The organism is Marinobacter sp. (genome assembly GCF_041984545.1).
Lineage (GTDB): Bacteria > Pseudomonadota > Gammaproteobacteria > Pseudomonadales > Oleiphilaceae > Marinobacter.
The window spans coordinates 39,199-58,102 of the sequence record NZ_JBHIXV010000006.1 but is presented as its reverse complement, the minus strand read 5'-3'; the positions used below and the strand labels follow the sequence as shown (position 1 = coordinate 58,102).

Here is an 18,904-nt window from a genome sequence, read left to right as displayed (position 1 = left end):
CGGCATTCAGGCTCCACAGTCCACGCTGTCCGTTACGCTATCGAATGGACAGCAATTGCTGCACTTCGTCGACCCGGGCCCTGGCCTCTGTCAGAAGCTGCAAACTGCGCGAAGCGTTCAATTCAAGTTCTCCCAGACGCCGGTAGGCAGGCACACGGTCGAACGGGGGCAGGTCTGCATTCTGGCTGGAACCGATCATCGAATGCAATTGCGCCACGATCACCACGTCCACCAGCTGGGGATTGCTCTCCCGGCACTCGTAGTCCCAGTCCTCGGCATGGCGAACCGCCTCGACAAACGCCGGCGGGAACGACCAGTTCTCCAGCACCGCGGTGCCCACGTCAGCCCTGAGCTCATCGATGGCGTGGCGCAGGTTGGCCTCATCGGCAAAGAGGTTCACGTGATGCTCGGCCTGTACCAGGATGGGCACTACACCGATGTCGTGCAGCAGGCCCGCCAGCAGCGCTTCCTCAGGGTCCAGACGGGTGGCGTGGTCTGCCAGCACCCAGCTCAGTGCCGCCACCTCACGGGAATGGCGCCAGAGCTTCTCCATTTCTTTCTGCAGCGCCGGCTGCCGGGTCTTGAACACTTCTCGCATGGAAAACACGGTCACCAGCTGCCGGGTAGTGCGCATGCCCAATCGGACGACGGCCTCACGCACGTTGCGCACATCGCTGAAGCCCCGGTACAGGGGGCTGTTACAGGCACGCACCAGTTTCGCCGCCATGGCCGGGTCGGCCGAGACTGCCAGCGCCACCTGATCCGCGGTGGAGTCTTCTCGGTCCACAGCGCGGCGCACTTTCCAGGCAACATCCGGAACGCTTGGCAACTTGATCTGATTCGACCTCAGCTCCGAGTAGAACTCCATCAGCAGGTGATGTTCCTCACTTTCGCCACTCCCCAGGCCCTCGCCGGAATCCATCTCCACCTGTGCCACCGGTGCGGCCCGTAGTAGTTGGTTCAGGATCTCCTGCTCCACCACCAGGAACTCGCAGGGCTTGACGGCGGTAACGTGGTACATGCGTGGCTGCAGGCGCGCAATGGGGTTCAGGGCCTTTTCGGTCTCCGCCTCGATCACCGATTTTCGACCATCCTGGGATTCCAGTTCGATCTTGCCGGCAATCAGGAAGAAATCCAGGCCGTCGCGCACGCCCCGCTCCAGGACCCGCTGCCCGGGCCCGTGGGTCCGGCGCTCGGCCCGACTGGCCAACAGCACCAACTGATCATCGGTCAGCCGGTTCAGGGGCTGGAACTCTTTCAGACGACGAAGCGGCAGGCTTTCCTGGCCAGCCATAGGCATACTCCTTGCCGGTTCAAACCGGAACAAAAATGAACACTGTGTTAACTATTGTAAACAGCACCCCTGAAAACAACCATGCGCCTGGAGTCTAATCTGGTATCCTCTGTTTTTTTGATCGACGTCATCAGGCCCCAACAGAGAGACCAGACCACCATGCCTCAGTATCGTTCGCGGACTTCCACCGCCGGTCGCAACATGGCCGGCGCCCGCGCCCTCTGGCGCGCCACCGGTATGAAAAACGAAGATTTTGGCAAGCCGATTATTGCGGTTGCCAACTCCTTCACCCAGTTTGTACCGGGCCACGTGCACCTTAAAGACCTGGGCCAACTGGTGTGCCGCGAGATCGAGGCGGCCGGCGGCGTTGCCAAGGAATTCAACACCATCGCCGTGGACGATGGCATCGCCATGGGCCACGACGGCATGCTGTATTCCCTGCCGTCCCGGGAAGTGATCGCCGATTCGGTGGAATACATGGTCAATGCCCACTGCGCCGATGCCCTGGTGTGCATTTCCAACTGCGACAAGATCACCCCGGGCATGCTGATGGCCGCCATGCGCCTGAACATACCCACCGTTTTTGTCTCCGGCGGCCCCATGGAGGCCGGCAAGACCAAGCTGTCGGAACACAAGCTGGATCTGGTGGATGCCATGGTGATCGCGGCCGACCCCAATGCCAGCGATGAAATGGTCGAGGAGTACGAGCGCAGCGCCTGCCCCACATGCGGATCCTGCTCCGGCATGTTCACCGCCAACTCCATGAACTGCCTGACCGAGGCCATCGGCCTGGCCCTGCCCGGCAACGGCTCTCTGCTGGCCACCCATGCCGACCGCGAGCAGCTGTTCCTGAAGGCCGGTCGCCAGATTGTGGAGAATGCGAGACGCTATTACGAGCAGGACGATGCCAGCGTGCTCCCCCTGAGCATTGCCTCCATGGCCGCCTTCGAAAACGCCATGGTGATGGACATTGCCATGGGCGGCTCCACCAATACGATCCTGCATCTGCTGGCGGCGGCCCAGGAAGGTGGGGTGCCGTTCACCCTCAACGAGATCGATCAACTGTCCCGCCGTGTCCCGCAGCTGTGCAAGGTGGCGCCCAACTCCCCGAAATACCACATGGAAGATGTGCATCGGGCCGGCGGTATCATGGGCATCCTGGGTGAGCTGGAGCGCGGCGGACTGATCAATACCGATCTTCCCACGGTGCACAGCAAGACCATGCGGGAGGCGCTGGAGACCTGGGACATCATGCGCTCGCCAACGCCCGAGGTGGTGGAATTCTACAAGGCCGGGCCGGCAGGCATCCCTACCCAGACCGCTTTCTCCCAGAGTACCCGCTGGCCTTCCCTGGACGGTGACCGGGAAACCGGCTGCATCCGTTCGGTGGAGAACGCCTACAGCTCCGAGGGCGGCCTTGCCGTGCTCTATGGCAACATTGCCCTCGACGGCTGCGTGGTCAAGACCGCCGGTGTTGACGAGAGCATCTACGTGTTCGAAGGGAGGGCCCGGGTGTTTGAGAGCCAGGATTCGGCCGTGGCCGGGATTCTCGCCGACGAGGTGAAACCGGGAGAGGTTGTCATCATCCGTTACGAAGGTCCCCGTGGTGGGCCTGGCATGCAGGAGATGCTGTACCCCACCAGTTACCTGAAATCCAAGGGGCTGGGCAAGGAATGCGCGCTGCTGACCGATGGCCGGTTCTCCGGGGGAACCTCCGGCCTGTCCATCGGGCACGCCTCACCGGAGGCGGCAGCCGGCGGTGCCATCGGCCTGATCGAAAATGGCGATCTTATCCGGATCGACATTCCCAATCGGACCATCAACGTCGAGCTCGACCAGCGTGAACTGGACCGTCGCCGTGAGGCCCGCGATGCCAAGGGCTGGAAACCGGAGCTGCCCAGAGACCGCAAAGTGTCTGCCGCACTCAAGGCCTATGCGCTTCTGGCCACCAGTGCCGACAAAGGCGCCGTTCGGGATCTTTCCAAGCTCGACTGACCCGCGGAGCGCGCTTCAGGCACAAAAAAACCGCCGACAGACTGTCGGCGGTTTTTATTTGGCTGGCCAGGATTTACCAGAGGGACCAGCCGCCGTCCTCGTCTTCCTCAATGGCGCCATCCTGCGACTGCTCCGACTGCTCGCCAGCGGCTGCCGCGCTGTCCGACGTCTTCGCCTGCGAACCGGAAGTGTTGGCCGTCTGCTCGGGCTTGGCAGCTGCCACCTGCACTTCGATCATGCCAAGAGCCTTCTTGGTCGGCTCATCAAGAATGCCAGTGGCCTGGAGCCCCTGGTCTTTCTGGAACTTCGTCAGCGCGGCCCGGGTGCTGTCGTCCATCTGCGGGCTGACATTGGTTACTTCGTACCCTGCGCCGTAAAGTGCATTTTTGAGTGCAACAATCTCGTCTGCGAATGCCGCGGGGGCAAAGCCCAGGGTAACGGCCAGGCCGGCTGCAGCGGCCAGTCGTCCCAGTCGGGTGGTTGCTTTTCTCATGGTACTCACCTGCTCAACTCCTGATATCCCACCGATATCGGTTTCTTTCTTGTTATGTGGTGCCTATCTCCACAGGCTGGGGCAAACACTTCAAAGACTACCATACTTTTGTCTCATGTCGCCTTGATCGACATCACCTGCCTCTGCCTCCGGCTACTCGGGGCTTTTCGGCCCCCGGGAATCTCGCTCCGCATTGGGGCTCTGGGCCCCTTCACTGAACTCCCGGATAAAAATGCCCCAGAAGGCCATGAACAGGGCGGCCACCAGGGGGCCCATCACGAAGCCGTTCACTCCGAACATGACAATACCGCCGAGCGTTGACAGCAACACGATGTAATCAGGCAGCTTGGTATCCCGGCCCACCAGAACCGGGCGCAGCAGATTATCCGCCAGCCCGATGACCACCACGCCAAACGTGGTGAGAATGGCCGCCTCGAAAATATCGCCAATCGCCGCCAGGTAGATGGCAGCCGGCACCCACACCAGGGCCGCACCCACCGCCGGTAACAGGGAGACAATCGCCATGACAACGCCCCACAGAAGGGCGCCGCTGATGCCGAGTATCCAGAAAATCAGCCCGCCAAGGGCACCCTGGATGATGGCAATCAACAGATTGCCTTTTACGGTTGCCCGTGTGACCTCGGCGAACTTGGCGAACAACAGCCTTTCCCGCTCGTCGCCCAGGGGCAGGGCCCGGATGATCAACTCCACCAGGGCACTGCCGTCCCGCAGCAGGAAGAACGCCAGGTAGACCATCAACGCCAGCCCCAGGAAGAACTGGAAGGTATTCTGGCCAACGCCCAGGGCCTGCCTGGCCAGGAACTGGCTGCCACCGACAAACAGATTGACGGCGCGATCCCGAAGTTCCGCGAAACTGATATCGAACTGGGCCAGAAACGCCTGAATGGCCGGAAACGACTGGTTGACCCGGTCAATATACTCGCCCGGGCGAATCTCGCCGCTCTGGATCTGCTGATAGAGCGCGACGCCCTCCGCCACCAGGGACGTAATCAGCACCAGCACCGGAATAACCACGATCACCAGACAGATAAACAGGGTAATCAAGGCATTGAGATTCGGGCGCTCGCCGAACTTTCGCACCAGCAGCTGCTGGACCGGATGGAAGATCAGGGCGATGGCGACGGCCCAGAAGATCGGCCCGAAAAACGGCTTCATCAGGAAGACAAACGCCAGGGAAACCCCTACCAACAGGGCCAGAAAAGTCCGTGTTTCAAGTTTTGCGTACATAGATCAGGCTGTTCCCCGAAAATGAATCCTGGATTTGGCGCCCGATGCGGTTCAGACCGGGCTGCCCGGCTAGCTAGCCTACCACGCTGTCATGGCCACTGTAGCCCTCTTCGGGGTATAGTGGTCGGTTATTGATCAGCCAACTGACAGGTAATGTTATTGGATTTGGAAACCTTTACCGTTGAATCGGCACTTGAGGCCGCCACAGAACTGCGCCGGGTGCTCGCGGCCAGAACCCACCGGCGCAAAGTCCTCGGGCAGGAGGTGATCGTGCCCGGACAGTTGGGCGAGGCCCTGCAACTGCCCCGGATCATCAACCGGTTGCAAAGCAAGCAGCAGCGACAACGGGAAGCCGGCCTGGAGGATTTCCAGGACCTGTGGCCGACGCTGTCACCCCAGACCCGGGAGCGGGTACTGACGGCCATCGGCTGGTACGACCCGAAGGAACTGGACTGGGACGACAAGCGTTCGAACCGGCGACCGGTGGTCGATCCGGACAGGTGAACCGTATTTAACCGTCGATCCGACTTTGAAATGTCATACTTGACCCATATGTTGGCATTAAGCAGGAGGTTATCTATGACTCAACATCAACATTACACAGCACTTCTGGCCGAAGGCAGCGCCGTTCCCACTCTGCTCTGCGGCCATTGCCACTCCATTCTCTCCCGTGCCCGGATTTTCCGGAACGAGGGCAACCAGCACCAGGACATCGAGTGCCGAACCATCGGACTGTGCTCGGCCGACGATTGTGGCGCGGTGAATTGCTGCGATCAGGCGCTGGCTCGCGTCGACAACCCCGAGCGTCTGTTCGGCATCGCATCCTGACACACAGACAACGCTCTGTTACGCAACTCAAACACAGTAACGTTCCATCTGATTTATCCTGATATTCGACGATTGTAGTAGGGCTGAAACACCCGCCGGGAAGCCCGACAATCACGCATTCAATCAGTCAGGACAGTCGATGGCATGCGTATTCTGAGAACCGATGAAGCCCGCTTCGCCGGCCTTCCGGATTACCCTTTCGCTCCTCACCACCTCAACGTAGCGCCCGGCCTCCGGATGCATTATGTCGACGAGGGACCGCGCGACGGCTCACCGGTGGTGATGCTGCACGGAGAGCCTTCCTGGTCGTACCTGTACCGACACATGATTCCTCCGGTTGCCGGTGCCGGACACCGGGTGCTGGCGCCCGACCTGATCGGCTTCGGCAAGTCTGACAAACCCGCATCGGTGGAAGACTACAGTTACAGTCGGCACCTGGCCTGGCTGGCGAGCTGGCTGGAACAGCTTGACCTGAGCAACATCACCCTGGTGTGCCAGAACTGGGGCTCGCTCCTGGGTCTGCGACTCGCCGCCGAGCACCCTCAGAGGTTCAGCCGTATCATCGTAGGCAACGGCATGCTGCCCACCGGCGATACGCCGGTGCCGACCGTGTTTTCCGTATGGAAGGCGTTTGCCAGCCATAGCCCCTGGTTCCCGGTTGGTCGCATTGTCCAGTTAGGCACTGACCGCACCCTGAGCAAGGCGGAACTGGCCGCCTACGAGGCGCCATTCCCGTCCTCGGAGTTCAAGGCTGGCGCGCGGGCGTTCCCCAAACTGGTTCCAACCGAACCTGGCTCACCGGACAGCCTGGCCAATCAGGCCGCCTGGCGGGTACTCGAGAAGTGGAAAAAGCCCTTTATTACCTGTTTCAGCAACGGCGACCCGATCACCCGGGGTGGCGAGAGAACCATGCAACGCCGCATTCCCGGCGCCCATGGCCAGCCCCACATTACACTCCGGGGTGGCCACTTCCTCCAGGAAGATTCACCGGAGGACTTTGCCCGGATCGTCATTGATGCCCTGAGATCGGAGTTGGCCGCCTGAGGCGGGGCGTTATCCGAACACCTTATCCGGGCACCTTATCCGAGCACCTTACCCGAACACCGTTACCGTCTGGCGACTGAGCGCGACCAGCTCGCCGCGTGCCGTCCAGATACCGGCCTGGGTATGTCCATAACCCGCGCCGGCCTGGTCAATCGACGCTTTGTACAGCAGCCAGTCGCCCGGCTCGATGACTGGCCTGGGGTGCAGGATATCCAGCGCCCAGCTCAGGGAGCTGGCGCTGACCGGTTTGCCAAAGTGAGGCAACAGGGCCGGAGGCCAGGCATCCACCAGCGCGACGATGTGAGCATCGGTGAATGTCCGGGGAGGGGTCCGGAACTGCATCCAGCCGCCCATTTCCCGCCCACCCTTGCCACTGAAGGGAAAGTGACCAAACGCCCAGCGCATCTCGATGTGCTGAACGAAATCGGGAGTCACACCCGGGATATGATCAAGGCTCGGGCACTGGTCTACCGGGGAAGCGTCCGGCGCAGGCTGTGGCTCCAGTTGCACCTGTGATTCCCGGTCACCGCCGAAGCTTGCCAGGCACACCAGCCGCGGCTCGCCGTTCTGCATGATCCGGCCCTGCACCTGGCTGACCGCCCGCCCCTCACGCAGAATGTCTGTTTCGAAGCTGGCTGGCACCCCGGGCTCCACCGGCCCTACGAAGGAGACCTGCATGGATCGCATGGCACGATCCTTGGGTACCCTCTGCGCCATACGTTCAAACACCAGCGCTGCCGTAAGACCACCAAAGGTCGCCCGCCCCTGTGACCAGCTTTTGGGCATCGCCAGTGGCTGGCCGCTGTCGGCGGCCTGTAACAACTCATCAAAAGTCATCGTGTGTTTCCTGTTAGCAACCTATCGGGATAAGGAGCAAGATTGCCCAATATCCGCCGACAACGCAACGGCGCATCCCCGGCAACTACCTACGCGACGGAATTGGTTTTTCATACAAAAAGCTGGACAAAACCGCTATACTGCGCCCACATCATGCATGGCCATTGCCCGGCCATGCTCTACCTCCCGAATTCCGAGTAAATCCATGTCTGAATTGACCTTTGCCGAACTGGGGCTTGATCCGGCCGTCCTTGATGCCGTCTCCGCCGTTGGCTACGAAACCCCGTCTCCCATCCAGGCGCAGTCCATCCCTGCGCTGCTGGCGGGCAATCACCTGCTGGGCGTTGCCCAGACCGGCACCGGCAAGACCGCCGCGTTCGCCCTGCCCCTGCTCAGCCGGATCGACGCCTCCATCGCCGAGCCCCAGATTCTGGTGCTGGCACCGACCCGGGAACTGGCCATCCAGGTGGCAGAAGCCTTCACCACCTACGCCAGCCGATTCCGCAACTTCCATGTGCTGCCGATCTACGGTGGCCAGGACTTTTACCCCCAGATCAAGGGGCTGCGCCGCGGTGCCCAGGTGATCGTAGGCACACCGGGCCGGATGCTGGATCACCTGCGCAAAGGCACATTGAAGCTGGACAACCTGAAGGCACTGGTTCTGGACGAAGCAGACGAAATGCTGCGCATGGGCTTTATTGACGACGTTGAGGCGATTCTTGCCAAGACGCCGGAGAACTGCCAGCGCGCCCTGTTCTCGGCCACCATGCCGCCACAGATCAAGAAGGTGGCCCAGACTTATCTGAAGAACGCCACCGAAGTGCGGATCGAGAGCGAAACCCGCACCGTGGAGCGCATTGCCCAGTTCGTGCTGCCGGTCTACGCCGAGCGCAAGCTCGACGCCCTGACCCGCATCCTCGAAGTGGAGCCGTTTGACGCCTCGATCATCTTCGTGCGCACCAAGGCGGAAACCACCCTGCTGGCCGAGAAGCTATCCGCTCGCGGCCATGCCGTGGCGCCCCTGAATGGCGATCTGAACCAGCGCCAGCGGGAACAGACGGTGGAAGATCTCAAGCGCGGCAAGAAAGACATTATCGTGGCAACGGACGTGGCGGCACGCGGCCTGGACGTGCCGCGCATTACCCACGTGATCAACTACGATGTGCCTTACGACACCGAAGCCTACATCCACCGGGTTGGCCGCACCGGCCGCGCCGGTCGGGAGGGCAAGGCCATTCTGCTGGTTACGCCCCGGGAGCGGAGCTGGCTGCGCACTCTTGAGCGCGCCACCAACTCCCCGATGCAGGCCTACGAGCTGCCCTCGCCGGTGGAACTGAAGAAAATGCGCGAGCAGCAGTTTGAAACCCAGCTGCTGGCGTTCGCCGAAGACAAGAAGCTGGCCAAGACCATGGCCCTGCTGGACGAGATTGCCGAACGCAACGAAATGGACATGGCCATGGTAGCCGGTGCCCTGGCCTGCTGGATGGAGGCCGCCCAGCCTGGATCACTGCCACTGGAGCAGCCAGATGCCCTGCCGGTGGTTTCCGCCACTCCGCCGCCCCGTCGCGATCGCAAGGGTGGTCGCCCGGGCGAGCATCGCAAGGGCCCCAAGGGCGGCTTCAAGAAAGGTCGTGGTGGCCCCGGAGCCAAGGGAAAAGCGCCCGGCAAGGGTGGCAAGCCCTCAGGCAAGCGCCCTCCGCGTCAGGCCGACGCCAAGCGCTGATAAACCACGAAACTGTAGTCGTAAGGGTTGTTGTCGGACGCGGAGAAATCCTCCCGTCCGATTTCTTCCCATTCATCCCAGTTCACTTCCGGAAAGAACGCATCTCCATCCACCTCGGCGTGTACCTGGGTGATGTACATGCGATCCACCATCGGCAGGGCCTCGGCGTATATCTGCCCGCCACCGATGATCATCACCTCGTCACCCCCTTCGAGCTCCGCCTGAGCTTCGGCCTTTACCAGGGCCTCCGGCAGTGACGCAGCGGCCACGGTGCCTGCTGGTGCCTCCCATGCCTCACTCCTCGAAATCACCACATTCATTCTGCCTGGCAGCGGCCGGCCAATGGAGTCCCAGGTTTTCCGCCCCATGATGATGGGCTTGCCCATGGTGGCCTGCTTGAAGTAGCGGAGGTCGCCCGGCAGGTACCAGGGCAGTTTGTTGTTGCGGCCGATGACCCGGTTGCGGGACATGGCAACGATCAATGCTTTTCTCATGTGCTCGCCTGTCTCGATCGGTCAGATGGCAATGGGCGCCTTGATGCCCGGATGCGGGTCATAGCCCTCAAACTCGAAGTCCTCCAGCTCGTACTCGAAGATACTTGCCGGCCGGCGCTTGATCACCAGCGTTGGCAGCGGCCGGGGCTCGCGCTTCAGTTGCTCGAAGACAATGTCGTCGGTCAGGTGGTTCTGGTAAAGATGGCAGTCACCAAAGGTGTGGACAAACTCGCCCACGTCCAGGTCGCACTGCTGCGCAATCATGTGGGTAAGCAGCGCATACGAAGCGATGTTGAAGGGCACGCCCAGAAAGAGATCCGCACTGCGCTGATACAGCTGACAGGAAAGCCTGCCATCGGCCACGTAGAACTGGAACAGGCAATGGCAGGGGGCCAGCGCCATCCGACCCTGGCGGACATTGTCCTGGGGGCCAATGGATTCGTCCGGCAGCTCCGCCGGATTCCAGGCCGAGACAATCAGACGCCTTGAATTCGGCTTGGTGCGGATCTGCTCGATCACCTCGCTGATCTGATCGACTACCTCGCCGCTGGGGCACTGCCAGCTGCGCCACTGCTTGCCGTAGATGGGGCCCAGGTCGCCATTCTCCAGTGCCCATTCGTTCCAGATGGACACTTTCCGCTCCTGCAACCAGGTGTTGTCAGTGGAGCCACGCAGGAACCACAGCAGCTCGTAGATGATGCTGCGCAGATGAACCTTCTTGGTGGTCACCAGGGGGAAACCTTCCTGCAGGTTGAAGCGGATCTGCCGGCCAAACACAGACCGGGTTCCAACACCGGTCCGGTCTCCCTTGTCAAACCCGTTGTCGACAACGTCCTGCATCAGGTCGAGGTAGGCTTTCATCAAGCTTGTCTCCGGTAAGCAATGAACATCAGGACAGCGCCGGCGACGATCATGGGAGCGGACAGGACCTGCCCCATGGTCAGCCAGTCAAACGCGAGGTAGCCCAGCTGTGGATCGGGCTGACGCACGAACTCCACCATGAACCGGAACACCCCGTAACCGATCAAAAACAGCCCCGACACGGCCATGGTTGGCCGCTGACGGGACGAAAACCACCACAGAATCACGAACAGGGCCACGCCTTCAAGTGCAAACTGGTAGAGCTGGGACGGATGCCGGGCCAGGGAGTCTGGCGCGGTTCGGAACACCATGCCCCAGGCCACATCCGTGGGCTTGCCCCACAATTCACCATTGATGAAATTCCCGATACGCCCGGCTCCCAGGCCTACCGGCACCAGGGGGGCGACAAAATCGGCTAGGCGCCAGAAACCACAACCCACCTTACGGCCGTACCACCACATGGCAAACATGACGCCGAGCAGCCCGCCGTGGAAGGACATTCCGCCCTCCCATACCCGGAACAGCCAGAGCGGGTCGGCCAGGAAGGCATCAAAGTTGTAGAACAGCACGTAACCGAAACGGCCCCCGAGAATAACGCCGAGGGCCAGATAGAACAGCAGATCCCCCATCTGTTCCTCATTGATCGGCGACCAGGGCTTGCGGGTGCGCAGGCGGCCCAACCACCAGCCTGCGACAAAGCCGACCAGGTATGTCAAACCGTACCAGTGTATTTTCAGGGGGCCGATGGCGATGGCCACCGGGTCAATCTGGGGGTGCTGCAGCATCAACTACCTCTCAGCTCAATAGAAAACGGAGCCCCACCAGCAGAAGCATGATGGAGAAAATTCGCTTCAGGCGATTGGCGTTCAGTCGGTGTGCCAGATTGGCGCCAACACGGGCGAAGAATACGCTGGTGAGAATCACACCAACCAGGGCCGGCAGGTAGATAAAGCCCACGCTCAACCCCGGTAGTGCCGGATTCTGCCAACCGGTCCAGATGTTTCCGAGTGTACCCGCAATGGCGATGGGCAAGCCGCAGGCGGCAGAGGTGCCAACCGCCTGTTGCATGGTCACATTTCGCCACACGAGATAGGGCACGGTCAGCGTACCTCCGCCAACGCCAAAGATGGCAGAGGCCCAGCCAATGCCCCCGCCCGCTACGGTCAGCCCTCGCGAACCCGGCAGACCTCGATCCGACTTCGGATCCACCTGAAAAAACATCTTGAGACTCATGACAATCACGAAAACACCGATGGTAAGCTCAAGAGCCCGACCACTCAGCAGCGACGCAGTCCATGCCCCGGCCAGCGCACCCACGACGATTCCGATCACCATGGGGCGGAACAGTTCCCACCGAACGGCTCCGTGGAGATGGTGCGACCGGATGGAGCTGACCGACGTGAACATGATGGTAGCCAGGGAGGTGCCAACCGCAAGATGGGGGGTGATATCCGGGTCCATGCCCTGCAGGTCAAAACTGAAGATCAGCACCGGCACAATGATCAGACCACCACCGATGCCGAACAGGCCGGCGAGGGTGCCCGCGAAGGCTCCGAGGGCAAGGTACGATGCAAGAACGAAAAAAATAGTCATGGACAGGGGGCACCCGGAAAAACCAAGGCTGGTATGATACACAGCGCAACGGTCAACTTCATTACCATTAACTGTGGGAGCGACATCCGCCACCATGTGCCTGATTGCCTTCGCCCTGGGCCAGAATCGTCACTTCCCTCTGGTGGTTGCCGCCAACCGGGACGAATTTTTTCGGCGACCCACTGCCGCCATGGACTGGTGGACCACCAATAACGGTAACCGGGTCCTTGCGGGCCGCGATTTGCAGTCCGGCGGAACCTGGCTGGCCGTGACCTCCGCTGGCGAGGTCAGTGCCGTGACCAACGTGCGCGAAGGTGCTTCGGAAACCGGCTGCATCAGCCGTGGGGAGTTGCCGCTTCGGGCGGTGGAGAGCTCCCGGGAGGAGCTTGCCGACCACCTTCACAACCGGGGCGACCGGTATTCCGGCTTTAACCTGGTCCATCTGACGCCTCGAAGTGGATGGTATTACAGTAACCGGGATGCCCATCCAGGGCGTCATATTCACCGCGGCGTCTACGGTCTCAGCAACCACCTGCTCCAGACGCCCTGGCCCAAGCTGCTTCGCCTTCGCGAAGCGGTTGGCGAGACCGTCATGGCTGCAGGCGACGATGCAGAGGGCCTGCATCGTCGCCTGATACCGTTACTCCAGGACACAACCCCCGCACCAGACCGCCTGTTGCCAGACACCGGCGTGGGCCTGGACACCGAACGCTTCCTGTCTTCTCCATTTATCGCCGGCACCGACTACGGCACCCGCGCCACCACCATCGTCACCGTCTCTGCCGCAGGCGACATCCAGGTTACCGAGCAATCCTGGGGTCCGGATGCCGAAGCCGGAGAACGGCGTCGCTTCCACTGGCAGCGATAGCGCTCAGGCTCTGATATAATCCGCCAAATTCTGTTACCCGATCGGAGGGTCCCTGATGGCCGGTGAACAAGGCACCACGTCCATAGCCGACTTTGAGAAATCCCTTGATGAGCTGGAGAAGCTGGTTCGCGATCTGGAACAGGGCGAGCTGTCCCTGGAGCAGTCTCTGACCGCCTTCGAGCGAGGGGTGAAACTGACCAGGGAATGCCAGCAGGCACTGAAAAGCGCGGAGCAACGGGTGGAGCAGTTGATGCAGAACAGCGATGGCAGCCTCGAGACGCGACCGTTCTCTCCGGATGATGCCGAGTGATGTCAGCACAGAACTCGTTTGCGATAGACTTTCTTGAGATCTGCCGGGCCCGGGTAGACGCGGAACTCGACCGCTGCATCAGCAGGGAATCCGCCTCTGATCGCTTGCAGGCCGCCATGCGTTACAGCGTGCTTGGCGGTGGCAAAAGAATTCGACCGGCCCTGTGCCTGGCAGCCGCCCGGGCAGTCGGCGACACCGGGGACAACGCACTCGCCCCGGCCTGCGCCGTGGAACTGATCCACGCCTACTCACTGATACACGACGACCTGCCGGCCATGGACGACGATGACCTGCGCCGGGGCCGTCCCACAACCCACATTGCCTTTGATGAAGCTACTGCCATTCTGGCCGGCGACGCCCTGCAGGCCCTGGCCTTTGGCCTGCTTGCCGATGCCACAGGGCCGTCCGAATCCGCCCGGCTTACCATGGTCCGCGAGCTTGCCCGGGCCAGTGGCCACGGTGGCATGGTGGGCGGCCAGGCCATCGACCTGGAGGCCGTGGGCAAGACCCTGACCCTCGCGCAGCTGGAAGTAATGCACCGGCACAAGACCGGCGCCCTGATTGAAGCCAGTGTCCGTATCGGCGCTCTCTCAAGCCCCCGGACGCGGGAACAGGACCTCGAGGCCCTGGCCGGATACGCCAGAGCCCTGGGCCTGGCGTTTCAGGTGCAGGATGATCTGCTGGACATCGAGGGAGACACTCAGGTGATTGGCAAGCGACAGGGTTCTGATGCCGCCAGGGCCAAGCCCACCTACCCCGCCCTGCTTGGCGTTGATGGCGCCCGGGCTCGCCTTGCCGAATTGCTGGACAACGCCCAGCAAAGCCTGGCCGTGTTCGGCCCTGAAGCCGACCCACTTCGTGCCATGGCCGATTACGTGGTGGCGCGGAACCACTGAGTTCTCTCGACCGAGTTCTGTGCATTGAGGTCTCACCATTGAATGCTGGCGCCGGAAAGGCGCACACTGGACATCAACATTTTCGTAACAACTGGCCCTGTTTGTGTGAAACAGCCTCCCCTGTTCCCTTATAATGCCAGGCAGTTACGGAACGTACCGGAAAGACCCGAGCAGATGCAGGACACATACACTTTCAAGGAAATCCCGTCGCAACGGCCCAACACACCGTTGCTGGACCGGATTGATGAACCCGCCCAGCTACGAGAACTGGCGCCAGAGCAGCTGACCCAGCTGGCCCGGGAGCTCCGGGCGTTTCTGCTGTGGTCCGTGGGCCAGACCGGCGGCCACTTCGGCGCCGGCCTGGGCGTGCTCGAATTGACCGTTGCCCTGCACTATGTCTTCGAAACCCCGCGCGACCGCCTGGTGTGGGACGTGGGCCACCAGGCCTACCCGCACAAGATCCTGACCGGCCGCCGGGAGGCCATGGGCAGCATTCGCCGCAAGGGAGGCCTGGCGGGTTTCCCGAAACGGGCCGAAAGCGAGTACGACACCTTCGGCGTGGGTCATTCCAGCACCTCCATCAGCGCGGCACTGGGCATGGCCATCGCGGCCCGTCTGCACAAGACCGGCCGCAAGAGCATTGCCGTTATCGGCGATGGCGCCATGACCGCCGGCATGGCGTTCGAGGCCCTGAACCACGCCGGCCACCTGCATGCCGACATGCTGGTGATCCTCAACGACAACGACATGTCGATTTCCCGGAACGTGGGCGGGCTGTCGAACTACTTCGCCAAACTGCTCTCAAGCCGAACCTACAATCAGGTTCGCGACAGCAGCAAGAAGGTACTGCAGGGAGCGCCCCACCTGATGGCCCTGGCCAAAAAAACCGAGGAGCACTTCAAGGGCATGATTGCCCCGGGCACCCTGTTCGAGGAGCTTGGCTTCAACTACATTGGCCCCATCGACGGCCATGATCTGCCTCTGCTCGTCGAAACCCTGGAAAACATCCGCGAACTGGAAGGCCCGCAATTCCTCCACGTGGTGACCACCAAGGGCAAGGGCTTTGCGCCAGCCGAAGCAGACCCGATCGGCTATCACGCCATCAACAAGATCGAACCGGTGCCGCCAAGCAAGCCCGAGCCGGTCAAACCCAAGGCCGCCAGGCCCAAGTACGCCAATGTCTTCGGCCAGTGGCTGTGCGATGCTGCTGAACAGGACGAGCGCGTGGTGGGCATCACGCCGGCCATGTGTGAAGGCTCGGATCTGCTTGCCTTTTCGCAACGGTTTCCCGACCGCTATTTCGATGTCGCCATCGCCGAACAGCACGCCGTCACCCTCGCGGCCGGCCTGGCCTGCGATGGCGCCAAGCCGGTGGTGGCCATTTACTCCACTTTCCTGCAACGGGCCTACGACCAGCTGATACACGACGTGGCCATCCAGAATCTGGACGTGCTGTTTGCCATCGACCGCGCCGGCCTGGTGGGCGAGGACGGCCCCACGCACGCAGGAGCGTTCGACATCAGCTACCTGCGCTGCATCCCTAACATGGTGGTGATGACGCCCTCGGACGAAAACGAAACCCGACAGCTGCTGCAGACTGGCATGTTGTACGACGGGCCCGCTTCGGTACGCTACCCCAGGGGAACCGGGCCCGGCGCGACCATCGAACAGGCACTGACACCGCTTGAGATCGGCAAGGGGCGCCGTATCCGGGATGGTAAGAACGTCGCCATACTGAACTTTGGCACGCTGCTGGCGCCGGCCCTGGAGGCTGCAGAGGCGCTCGGCGCCACCGTGGCTGATATGCGCTTCGTCAAACCCCTGGATGAGGAGTTAGTGCTGGAGCTGGCCGAGCAGCACGATGTTCTGGTGACCCTGGAAGAGAATGCCGTTGCCGGCGGTGCGGGCAGCGCGGTCACCGAGTTTCTCAACAGCCGCCTGGTGTCCATGCCGGTACTGCAACTGGGACTGCCGGACACATTCATGGACCACGGCAAGCACGGCGAGTTGCTGTCAGAGTGTGGCCTGGATGCGGCGGGCATTGAAGCTGCCATCCGCGACCGGCTGGAGCAGCTCAGTCACCAGAACCTGAAAGTAGTCAAATAGCGGCATCCGAAGAGACGCCAGCCGCCACAAAAAAAGCCCGCCTGTTGAGCGGGCTTTTTTCTGCGCCATTGGTTACGGACCCTACACCTCAGGATCGTCGTCCTGATGGGTCTCCAGCCAGTGGCCAAGCTTCGACTGCTTGGTGTCGAGATAATGCTCATTGTGCGGATTACGGCCCACATGCAGTGGCACACGCTCGGCAATATCAATACCGTAGGACGACAGCGCTTTGACTTTCCGCGGATTGTTCGTCATCAGCCGCAGGCTCTTGATACCCAGGTGCTCCAGCATGTCCTTGCACATGCTGTAATCCCGCAGGTCTGCGGCGAAGCCCAGGCGCTCGTTGGCTTCAACCGTATCGGCGCCCTGGTCCTGCAGGTGATAGGCGCGGATCTTGTTGAGCAGGCCAATGCCCCGACCTTCCTGGCGCAGGTACATGAGAATGCCACGTCCTTCGCGGGCAATGCTGCGCAGCGCTTCTTCCAGCTGATAGCCGCAGTCACAGCGCATGCTGTACAGGGCGTCACCGGTAAGACACTCGGAGTGGGTGCGGGCAAGCATCGGTTCGTCACTGTCCAGATCGCCCAGAGTCAGGGCAACGTGCTCCTTCCCGGTATCCGGCTCCTCAAAGCCGTGCATGTCGAATACCCCGAACGGGGTCGGCAGCCGGCAGGTCTGGATGTAACGAACAGCCACAGTGCTTCCTCGTGGTTCAGTCAATCGGGCCGCGCATTCTATCACGGGCCCGCCCGCTTGGCGTAGTCTATCCACTGTCGCTCCTCCGGCGTGGTCTCAGTAACCAACACTTACGAGCGCAGCATCACGCCAGATCAGGAATGACCGGCCACCCAGTGCCCGCTGCGACCGCCTTTTTTCTCAAGCAGTCGGACAGCATCAATCTCCATGCCACGGTCCACGGCCTTGCACATGTCGTACAGGGTCAGTGCGGCAACGCTGGCCGCAGTCAGCGCTTCCATCTCGACGCCGGTCTGGCCAGACAGCTTGCAGCGGGTGAGGATGTACACCGAGGCGCCGTCTTCGCCGGGCGTCAGCTCGACCTTCACCGACGTCAGGTTGAGCGCGTGGCAGAGGGGAATCAGGTCGTGGGTTTTCTTGGCCGCCATAATGCCGGCAATGCGCGCCGTGGCGAGTACGTCGCCCTTGGGGTGTTCGCCATCGATGATCATTTTCAGGGTGGCGGGCGCCATTCGGATGGTCGCCTCGGCCCTGGCTTCCCGTTCCGTGACCGCCTTGTCGGTCACGTCTACCATCCGGGCTTCGCCCTTCTCATCCAGATGCGTCAATTTTGCCACTGCTGTCTCCCGTTTGATGCTAGCTGGTGTTGGCAGTCATCCTGCCACCAGAATCCAATGCCCGCGATGCCCTGGGCCCCGTGGCGCCGGGCGATCTCAAGATGGCCAGTGCTCATGCCCCCGAGCGCGTAGACCGGAAGCCTCGCCGCTGCCACCAGATCGGCGAACCGCGACCAGCCCATACCGGATTCGCCCGGATGGCTGGGGGTCGGCAACACGGGCCCCAGTACTGCGTAGTCTGCGCCCAGGGATTCGGCGTGGGCGAGCTGCTCGGCCGAGTGACAGGAAACCCCGAGCCAGCTGCTCGCCGGAATCGGCCGCTCCGATAGCTTCTCCGCCTCCCGCCACGGCAGATGCAAACCGGCGGCGCCTGGTGTCTGCCCGCAGCGCTCCGGCGAACCGTGCACGAGCACATCGACCCGGTTCGCCTGCGCCAACGCCACCGCTTCCCGAGCGAACTGACGATAGTCAGCCTCCTCCAGCGACGGCGCCCTTAGCACCACCAGAGCCGGCGGCTGCCCGGTCAGGGATTGAGCCAGGCAAGACACACCCTGGCCCACTGAGCCGATGGTGCCGGTCAACGCCAGCGCCGCAGGCAGACGCAGGGCGCGGATGATCGGTCGATTGGCCGCCGGAAACTCCTCGTCACACAGGCTTTCCGGACAACGCCATTCCACAGGCTGTCCTTCCCGCCCTACCGGCTCGCCGTCGGCGTCTGTGGTGCGCCAGACGTCCAGCAACACGCATTTGTCGCCATAGTCGTGACGGATGGTGATAACAGGCGTAAGTCCGGACTCTGACAGCCTCAGACCGGTTTCCTCGTGAATCTCTCTCACCAGGGCCTGCTGCACCGTCTCGCCCGGTTCCACCTTGCCCCCGGGGAACTCCAGCAAACCACCCTGGTGGGCATGATCAGGCCTCCGGGCAATCAGTACGCGCCCCGATCGTTCGATGACCCCGACCGCAACATGAACTAGCTTACTGGTCATGCTTCCGGGCCA

Annotated in this window: 20 protein-coding genes; 9 read left to right on the top strand and 11 right to left on the bottom strand. The window is 61.9% G+C overall.

Features of this window, described 5'->3' with window-relative positions:
- Window positions 1–37 precede the first annotated feature (37 nt).
- Window positions 38–1,294: an HDOD domain-containing protein gene (locus tag ACFC20_RS04505; protein ID WP_375191957.1), complete on the bottom strand. Its 1,257-nt coding sequence runs from the start codon at window positions 1,292–1,294 to the stop codon at window positions 38–40.
- A 159-nt stretch (window positions 1,295–1,453) separates the two neighbouring features.
- On the opposite strand from ACFC20_RS04505, the gene ilvD reads away from it, so the two are divergent.
- Entirely contained in the window at window positions 1,454–3,289 is a 1,836-nt protein-coding gene (ilvD, locus tag ACFC20_RS04500; protein WP_375191956.1) for a dihydroxy-acid dehydratase, read from the top strand.
- A gap of 73 nt (window positions 3,290–3,362) precedes the next feature.
- Here ilvD and ACFC20_RS04495 read toward each other — a convergent pair whose 3' ends face one another.
- Both ACFC20_RS04495 and ACFC20_RS04490 read right to left on the bottom strand, forming a co-directional pair.
- Window positions 3,363–3,782 (bottom strand): peptidoglycan-binding domain-containing protein, encoded by a 420-nt coding sequence (locus ACFC20_RS04495; protein ID WP_375191955.1) that lies wholly within the window; start codon window positions 3,780–3,782, stop codon window positions 3,363–3,365.
- Window positions 3,783–3,935: 153 nt separating this feature from the next.
- A complete protein-coding gene (locus ACFC20_RS04490) occupies window positions 3,936–5,030 on the bottom strand; it encodes an AI-2E family transporter (RefSeq protein WP_375191954.1) in 1,095 nt (364 codons plus the stop codon).
- Window positions 5,031–5,183: 153 nt separating this feature from the next.
- On the opposite strand from ACFC20_RS04490, the gene ACFC20_RS04485 reads away from it, so the two are divergent.
- The 3 genes from ACFC20_RS04485 (at window position 5,184) to ACFC20_RS04475 (ending at window position 6,902) form a co-directional block, all read left to right on the top strand.
- Entirely contained in the window at window positions 5,184–5,534 is a 351-nt protein-coding gene (locus tag ACFC20_RS04485; protein ID WP_091991771.1) for a hypothetical protein, read from the top strand.
- A gap of 75 nt (window positions 5,535–5,609) precedes the next feature.
- Window positions 5,610–5,858: a hypothetical protein gene (locus tag ACFC20_RS04480; RefSeq protein ID WP_375191953.1), complete on the top strand. Its 249-nt coding sequence runs from the start codon at window positions 5,610–5,612 to the stop codon at window positions 5,856–5,858.
- Window positions 5,859–6,002: 144 nt separating this feature from the next.
- Entirely contained in the window at window positions 6,003–6,902 is a 900-nt protein-coding gene (locus ACFC20_RS04475) for a haloalkane dehalogenase (protein ID WP_375191952.1), read from the top strand.
- A gap of 48 nt (window positions 6,903–6,950) precedes the next feature.
- Here ACFC20_RS04475 and ACFC20_RS04470 read toward each other — a convergent pair whose 3' ends face one another.
- The gene (locus ACFC20_RS04470; RefSeq protein WP_375191951.1) at window positions 6,951–7,739 is read right to left on the bottom strand and encodes an acyl-CoA thioesterase; all 789 of its coding nucleotides are present in this window, start codon (window positions 7,737–7,739) and stop codon (window positions 6,951–6,953) included.
- A gap of 205 nt (window positions 7,740–7,944) precedes the next feature.
- Between ACFC20_RS04470 and ACFC20_RS04465 the strand changes: the two genes are divergently transcribed.
- Complete coding sequence (locus tag ACFC20_RS04465; RefSeq protein ID WP_375191950.1) at window positions 7,945–9,462, top strand: DEAD/DEAH box helicase; 1,518 nt, start codon at window positions 7,945–7,947, stop codon at window positions 9,460–9,462.
- Here ACFC20_RS04465 and ACFC20_RS04460 read toward each other — a convergent pair.
- The 4 genes from ACFC20_RS04460 to ACFC20_RS04445 are packed head-to-tail and all read right to left on the bottom strand — an operon-like array spanning window position 9,441 to window position 12,410.
- A complete protein-coding gene (locus ACFC20_RS04460) occupies window positions 9,441–9,956 on the bottom strand; it encodes a dihydrofolate reductase (RefSeq protein ID WP_375191949.1) in 516 nt (171 codons plus the stop codon). The genes ACFC20_RS04465 and ACFC20_RS04460 overlap by 22 nt on opposite strands.
- Before the next feature lie 21 nt (window positions 9,957–9,977).
- Window positions 9,978–10,817 (bottom strand): thymidylate synthase, encoded by an 840-nt coding sequence (locus tag ACFC20_RS04455; RefSeq protein WP_375191948.1) that lies wholly within the window; start codon window positions 10,815–10,817, stop codon window positions 9,978–9,980.
- Window positions 10,817–11,602 carry a prolipoprotein diacylglyceryl transferase gene (gene lgt, locus ACFC20_RS04450; protein ID WP_375191947.1) on the bottom strand — a complete coding sequence of 262 codons (786 nt, stop codon included), beginning with the start codon at window positions 11,600–11,602 and terminating at the stop codon, window positions 10,817–10,819. Before lgt ends, ACFC20_RS04455 begins: the two co-directional genes overlap by 1 nt.
- Before the next feature lie 10 nt (window positions 11,603–11,612).
- Window positions 11,613–12,410 carry a sulfite exporter TauE/SafE family protein gene (locus ACFC20_RS04445; protein WP_375191946.1) on the bottom strand — a complete coding sequence of 266 codons (798 nt, stop codon included), beginning with the start codon at window positions 12,408–12,410 and terminating at the stop codon, window positions 11,613–11,615.
- Between the two features lie 94 nt (window positions 12,411–12,504).
- Here ACFC20_RS04445 and ACFC20_RS04440 point away from each other — a divergent pair, with 94 nt between their 5' ends.
- The 4 genes from ACFC20_RS04440 (at window position 12,505) to dxs (ending at window position 16,590) form a co-directional block, all read left to right on the top strand.
- Entirely contained in the window at window positions 12,505–13,278 is a 774-nt protein-coding gene (locus tag ACFC20_RS04440; protein ID WP_375192022.1) for an NRDE family protein, read from the top strand.
- 55 nt (window positions 13,279–13,333) lie between these two features.
- Window positions 13,334–13,588 (top strand): exodeoxyribonuclease VII small subunit, encoded by a 255-nt coding sequence (locus tag ACFC20_RS04435; RefSeq protein ID WP_375191945.1) that lies wholly within the window; start codon window positions 13,334–13,336, stop codon window positions 13,586–13,588.
- The gene (ispA, locus tag ACFC20_RS04430; RefSeq protein WP_375191944.1) at window positions 13,588–14,484 is read left to right on the top strand and encodes a (2E,6E)-farnesyl diphosphate synthase; all 897 of its coding nucleotides are present in this window, start codon (window positions 13,588–13,590) and stop codon (window positions 14,482–14,484) included. Before ACFC20_RS04435 ends, ispA begins: the two co-directional genes overlap by 1 nt.
- Before the next feature lie 174 nt (window positions 14,485–14,658).
- Entirely contained in the window at window positions 14,659–16,590 is a 1,932-nt protein-coding gene (gene dxs, locus ACFC20_RS04425) for a 1-deoxy-D-xylulose-5-phosphate synthase (RefSeq protein ID WP_375191943.1), read from the top strand.
- A gap of 81 nt (window positions 16,591–16,671) precedes the next feature.
- On the opposite strand, the gene ribA is transcribed toward dxs, so the two are convergent.
- From ribA to ACFC20_RS04410, 3 genes are all read right to left on the bottom strand, one after another.
- Entirely contained in the window at window positions 16,672–17,286 is a 615-nt protein-coding gene (gene ribA / locus ACFC20_RS04420; RefSeq protein ID WP_230707817.1) for a GTP cyclohydrolase II, read from the bottom strand.
- A 134-nt stretch (window positions 17,287–17,420) separates the two neighbouring features.
- Complete coding sequence (gene moaC, locus ACFC20_RS04415) at window positions 17,421–17,903, bottom strand: cyclic pyranopterin monophosphate synthase MoaC (protein ID WP_091991799.1); 483 nt, start codon at window positions 17,901–17,903, stop codon at window positions 17,421–17,423.
- Window positions 17,891–18,892, bottom strand: a complete 1,002-nt coding sequence (locus ACFC20_RS04410) for a Nudix family hydrolase (RefSeq protein ID WP_375183330.1) — start codon at window positions 18,890–18,892, stop codon at window positions 17,891–17,893. The genes moaC and ACFC20_RS04410 overlap by 13 nt, the downstream gene beginning before the upstream one ends.
- Between the last annotated feature and the right edge of the window lie 12 nt (window positions 18,893–18,904).

Bases quoted from the DNA above. Each gene is read 5' to 3' on its own strand.
- ACFC20_RS04505 (WP_375191957.1), bottom strand. From the start codon at position 1,294: ATGGCTGGCCAGGAAAGCCTGCCGCTTCGTCGTCTGAAAGAGTTCCAG.
- ilvD (WP_375191956.1), top strand. From the start codon at position 1,454: ATGCCTCAGTATCGTTCGCGGACTTCCACCGCCGGTCGCAACATGGCC.
- ACFC20_RS04495 (WP_375191955.1), bottom strand. From the start codon at position 3,782: ATGAGAAAAGCAACCACCCGACTGGGACGACTGGCCGCTGCAGCCGGC.
- ACFC20_RS04490 (WP_375191954.1), bottom strand. From the start codon at position 5,030: ATGTACGCAAAACTTGAAACACGGACTTTTCTGGCCCTGTTGGTAGGG.
- ACFC20_RS04485 (WP_091991771.1), top strand. From the start codon at position 5,184: ATGTTATTGGATTTGGAAACCTTTACCGTTGAATCGGCACTTGAGGCC.
- ACFC20_RS04480 (WP_375191953.1), top strand. From the start codon at position 5,610: ATGACTCAACATCAACATTACACAGCACTTCTGGCCGAAGGCAGCGCC.
- ACFC20_RS04475 (WP_375191952.1), top strand. From the start codon at position 6,003: ATGCGTATTCTGAGAACCGATGAAGCCCGCTTCGCCGGCCTTCCGGAT.
- ACFC20_RS04470 (WP_375191951.1), bottom strand. From the start codon at position 7,739: ATGACTTTTGATGAGTTGTTACAGGCCGCCGACAGCGGCCAGCCACTG.
- ACFC20_RS04465 (WP_375191950.1), top strand. From the start codon at position 7,945: ATGTCTGAATTGACCTTTGCCGAACTGGGGCTTGATCCGGCCGTCCTT.
- ACFC20_RS04460 (WP_375191949.1), bottom strand. From the start codon at position 9,956: ATGAGAAAAGCATTGATCGTTGCCATGTCCCGCAACCGGGTCATCGGC.
- ACFC20_RS04455 (WP_375191948.1), bottom strand. From the start codon at position 10,817: ATGAAAGCCTACCTCGACCTGATGCAGGACGTTGTCGACAACGGGTTT.
- lgt (WP_375191947.1), bottom strand. From the start codon at position 11,602: ATGCTGCAGCACCCCCAGATTGACCCGGTGGCCATCGCCATCGGCCCC.
- ACFC20_RS04445 (WP_375191946.1), bottom strand. From the start codon at position 12,410: ATGACTATTTTTTTCGTTCTTGCATCGTACCTTGCCCTCGGAGCCTTC.
- ACFC20_RS04440 (WP_375192022.1), top strand. From the start codon at position 12,505: ATGTGCCTGATTGCCTTCGCCCTGGGCCAGAATCGTCACTTCCCTCTG.
- ACFC20_RS04435 (WP_375191945.1), top strand. From the start codon at position 13,334: ATGGCCGGTGAACAAGGCACCACGTCCATAGCCGACTTTGAGAAATCC.
- ispA (WP_375191944.1), top strand. From the start codon at position 13,588: ATGTCAGCACAGAACTCGTTTGCGATAGACTTTCTTGAGATCTGCCGG.
- dxs (WP_375191943.1), top strand. From the start codon at position 14,659: ATGCAGGACACATACACTTTCAAGGAAATCCCGTCGCAACGGCCCAAC.
- ACFC20_RS04410 (WP_375183330.1), bottom strand. From the start codon at position 18,892: ATGACCAGTAAGCTAGTTCATGTTGCGGTCGGGGTCATCGAACGATCG.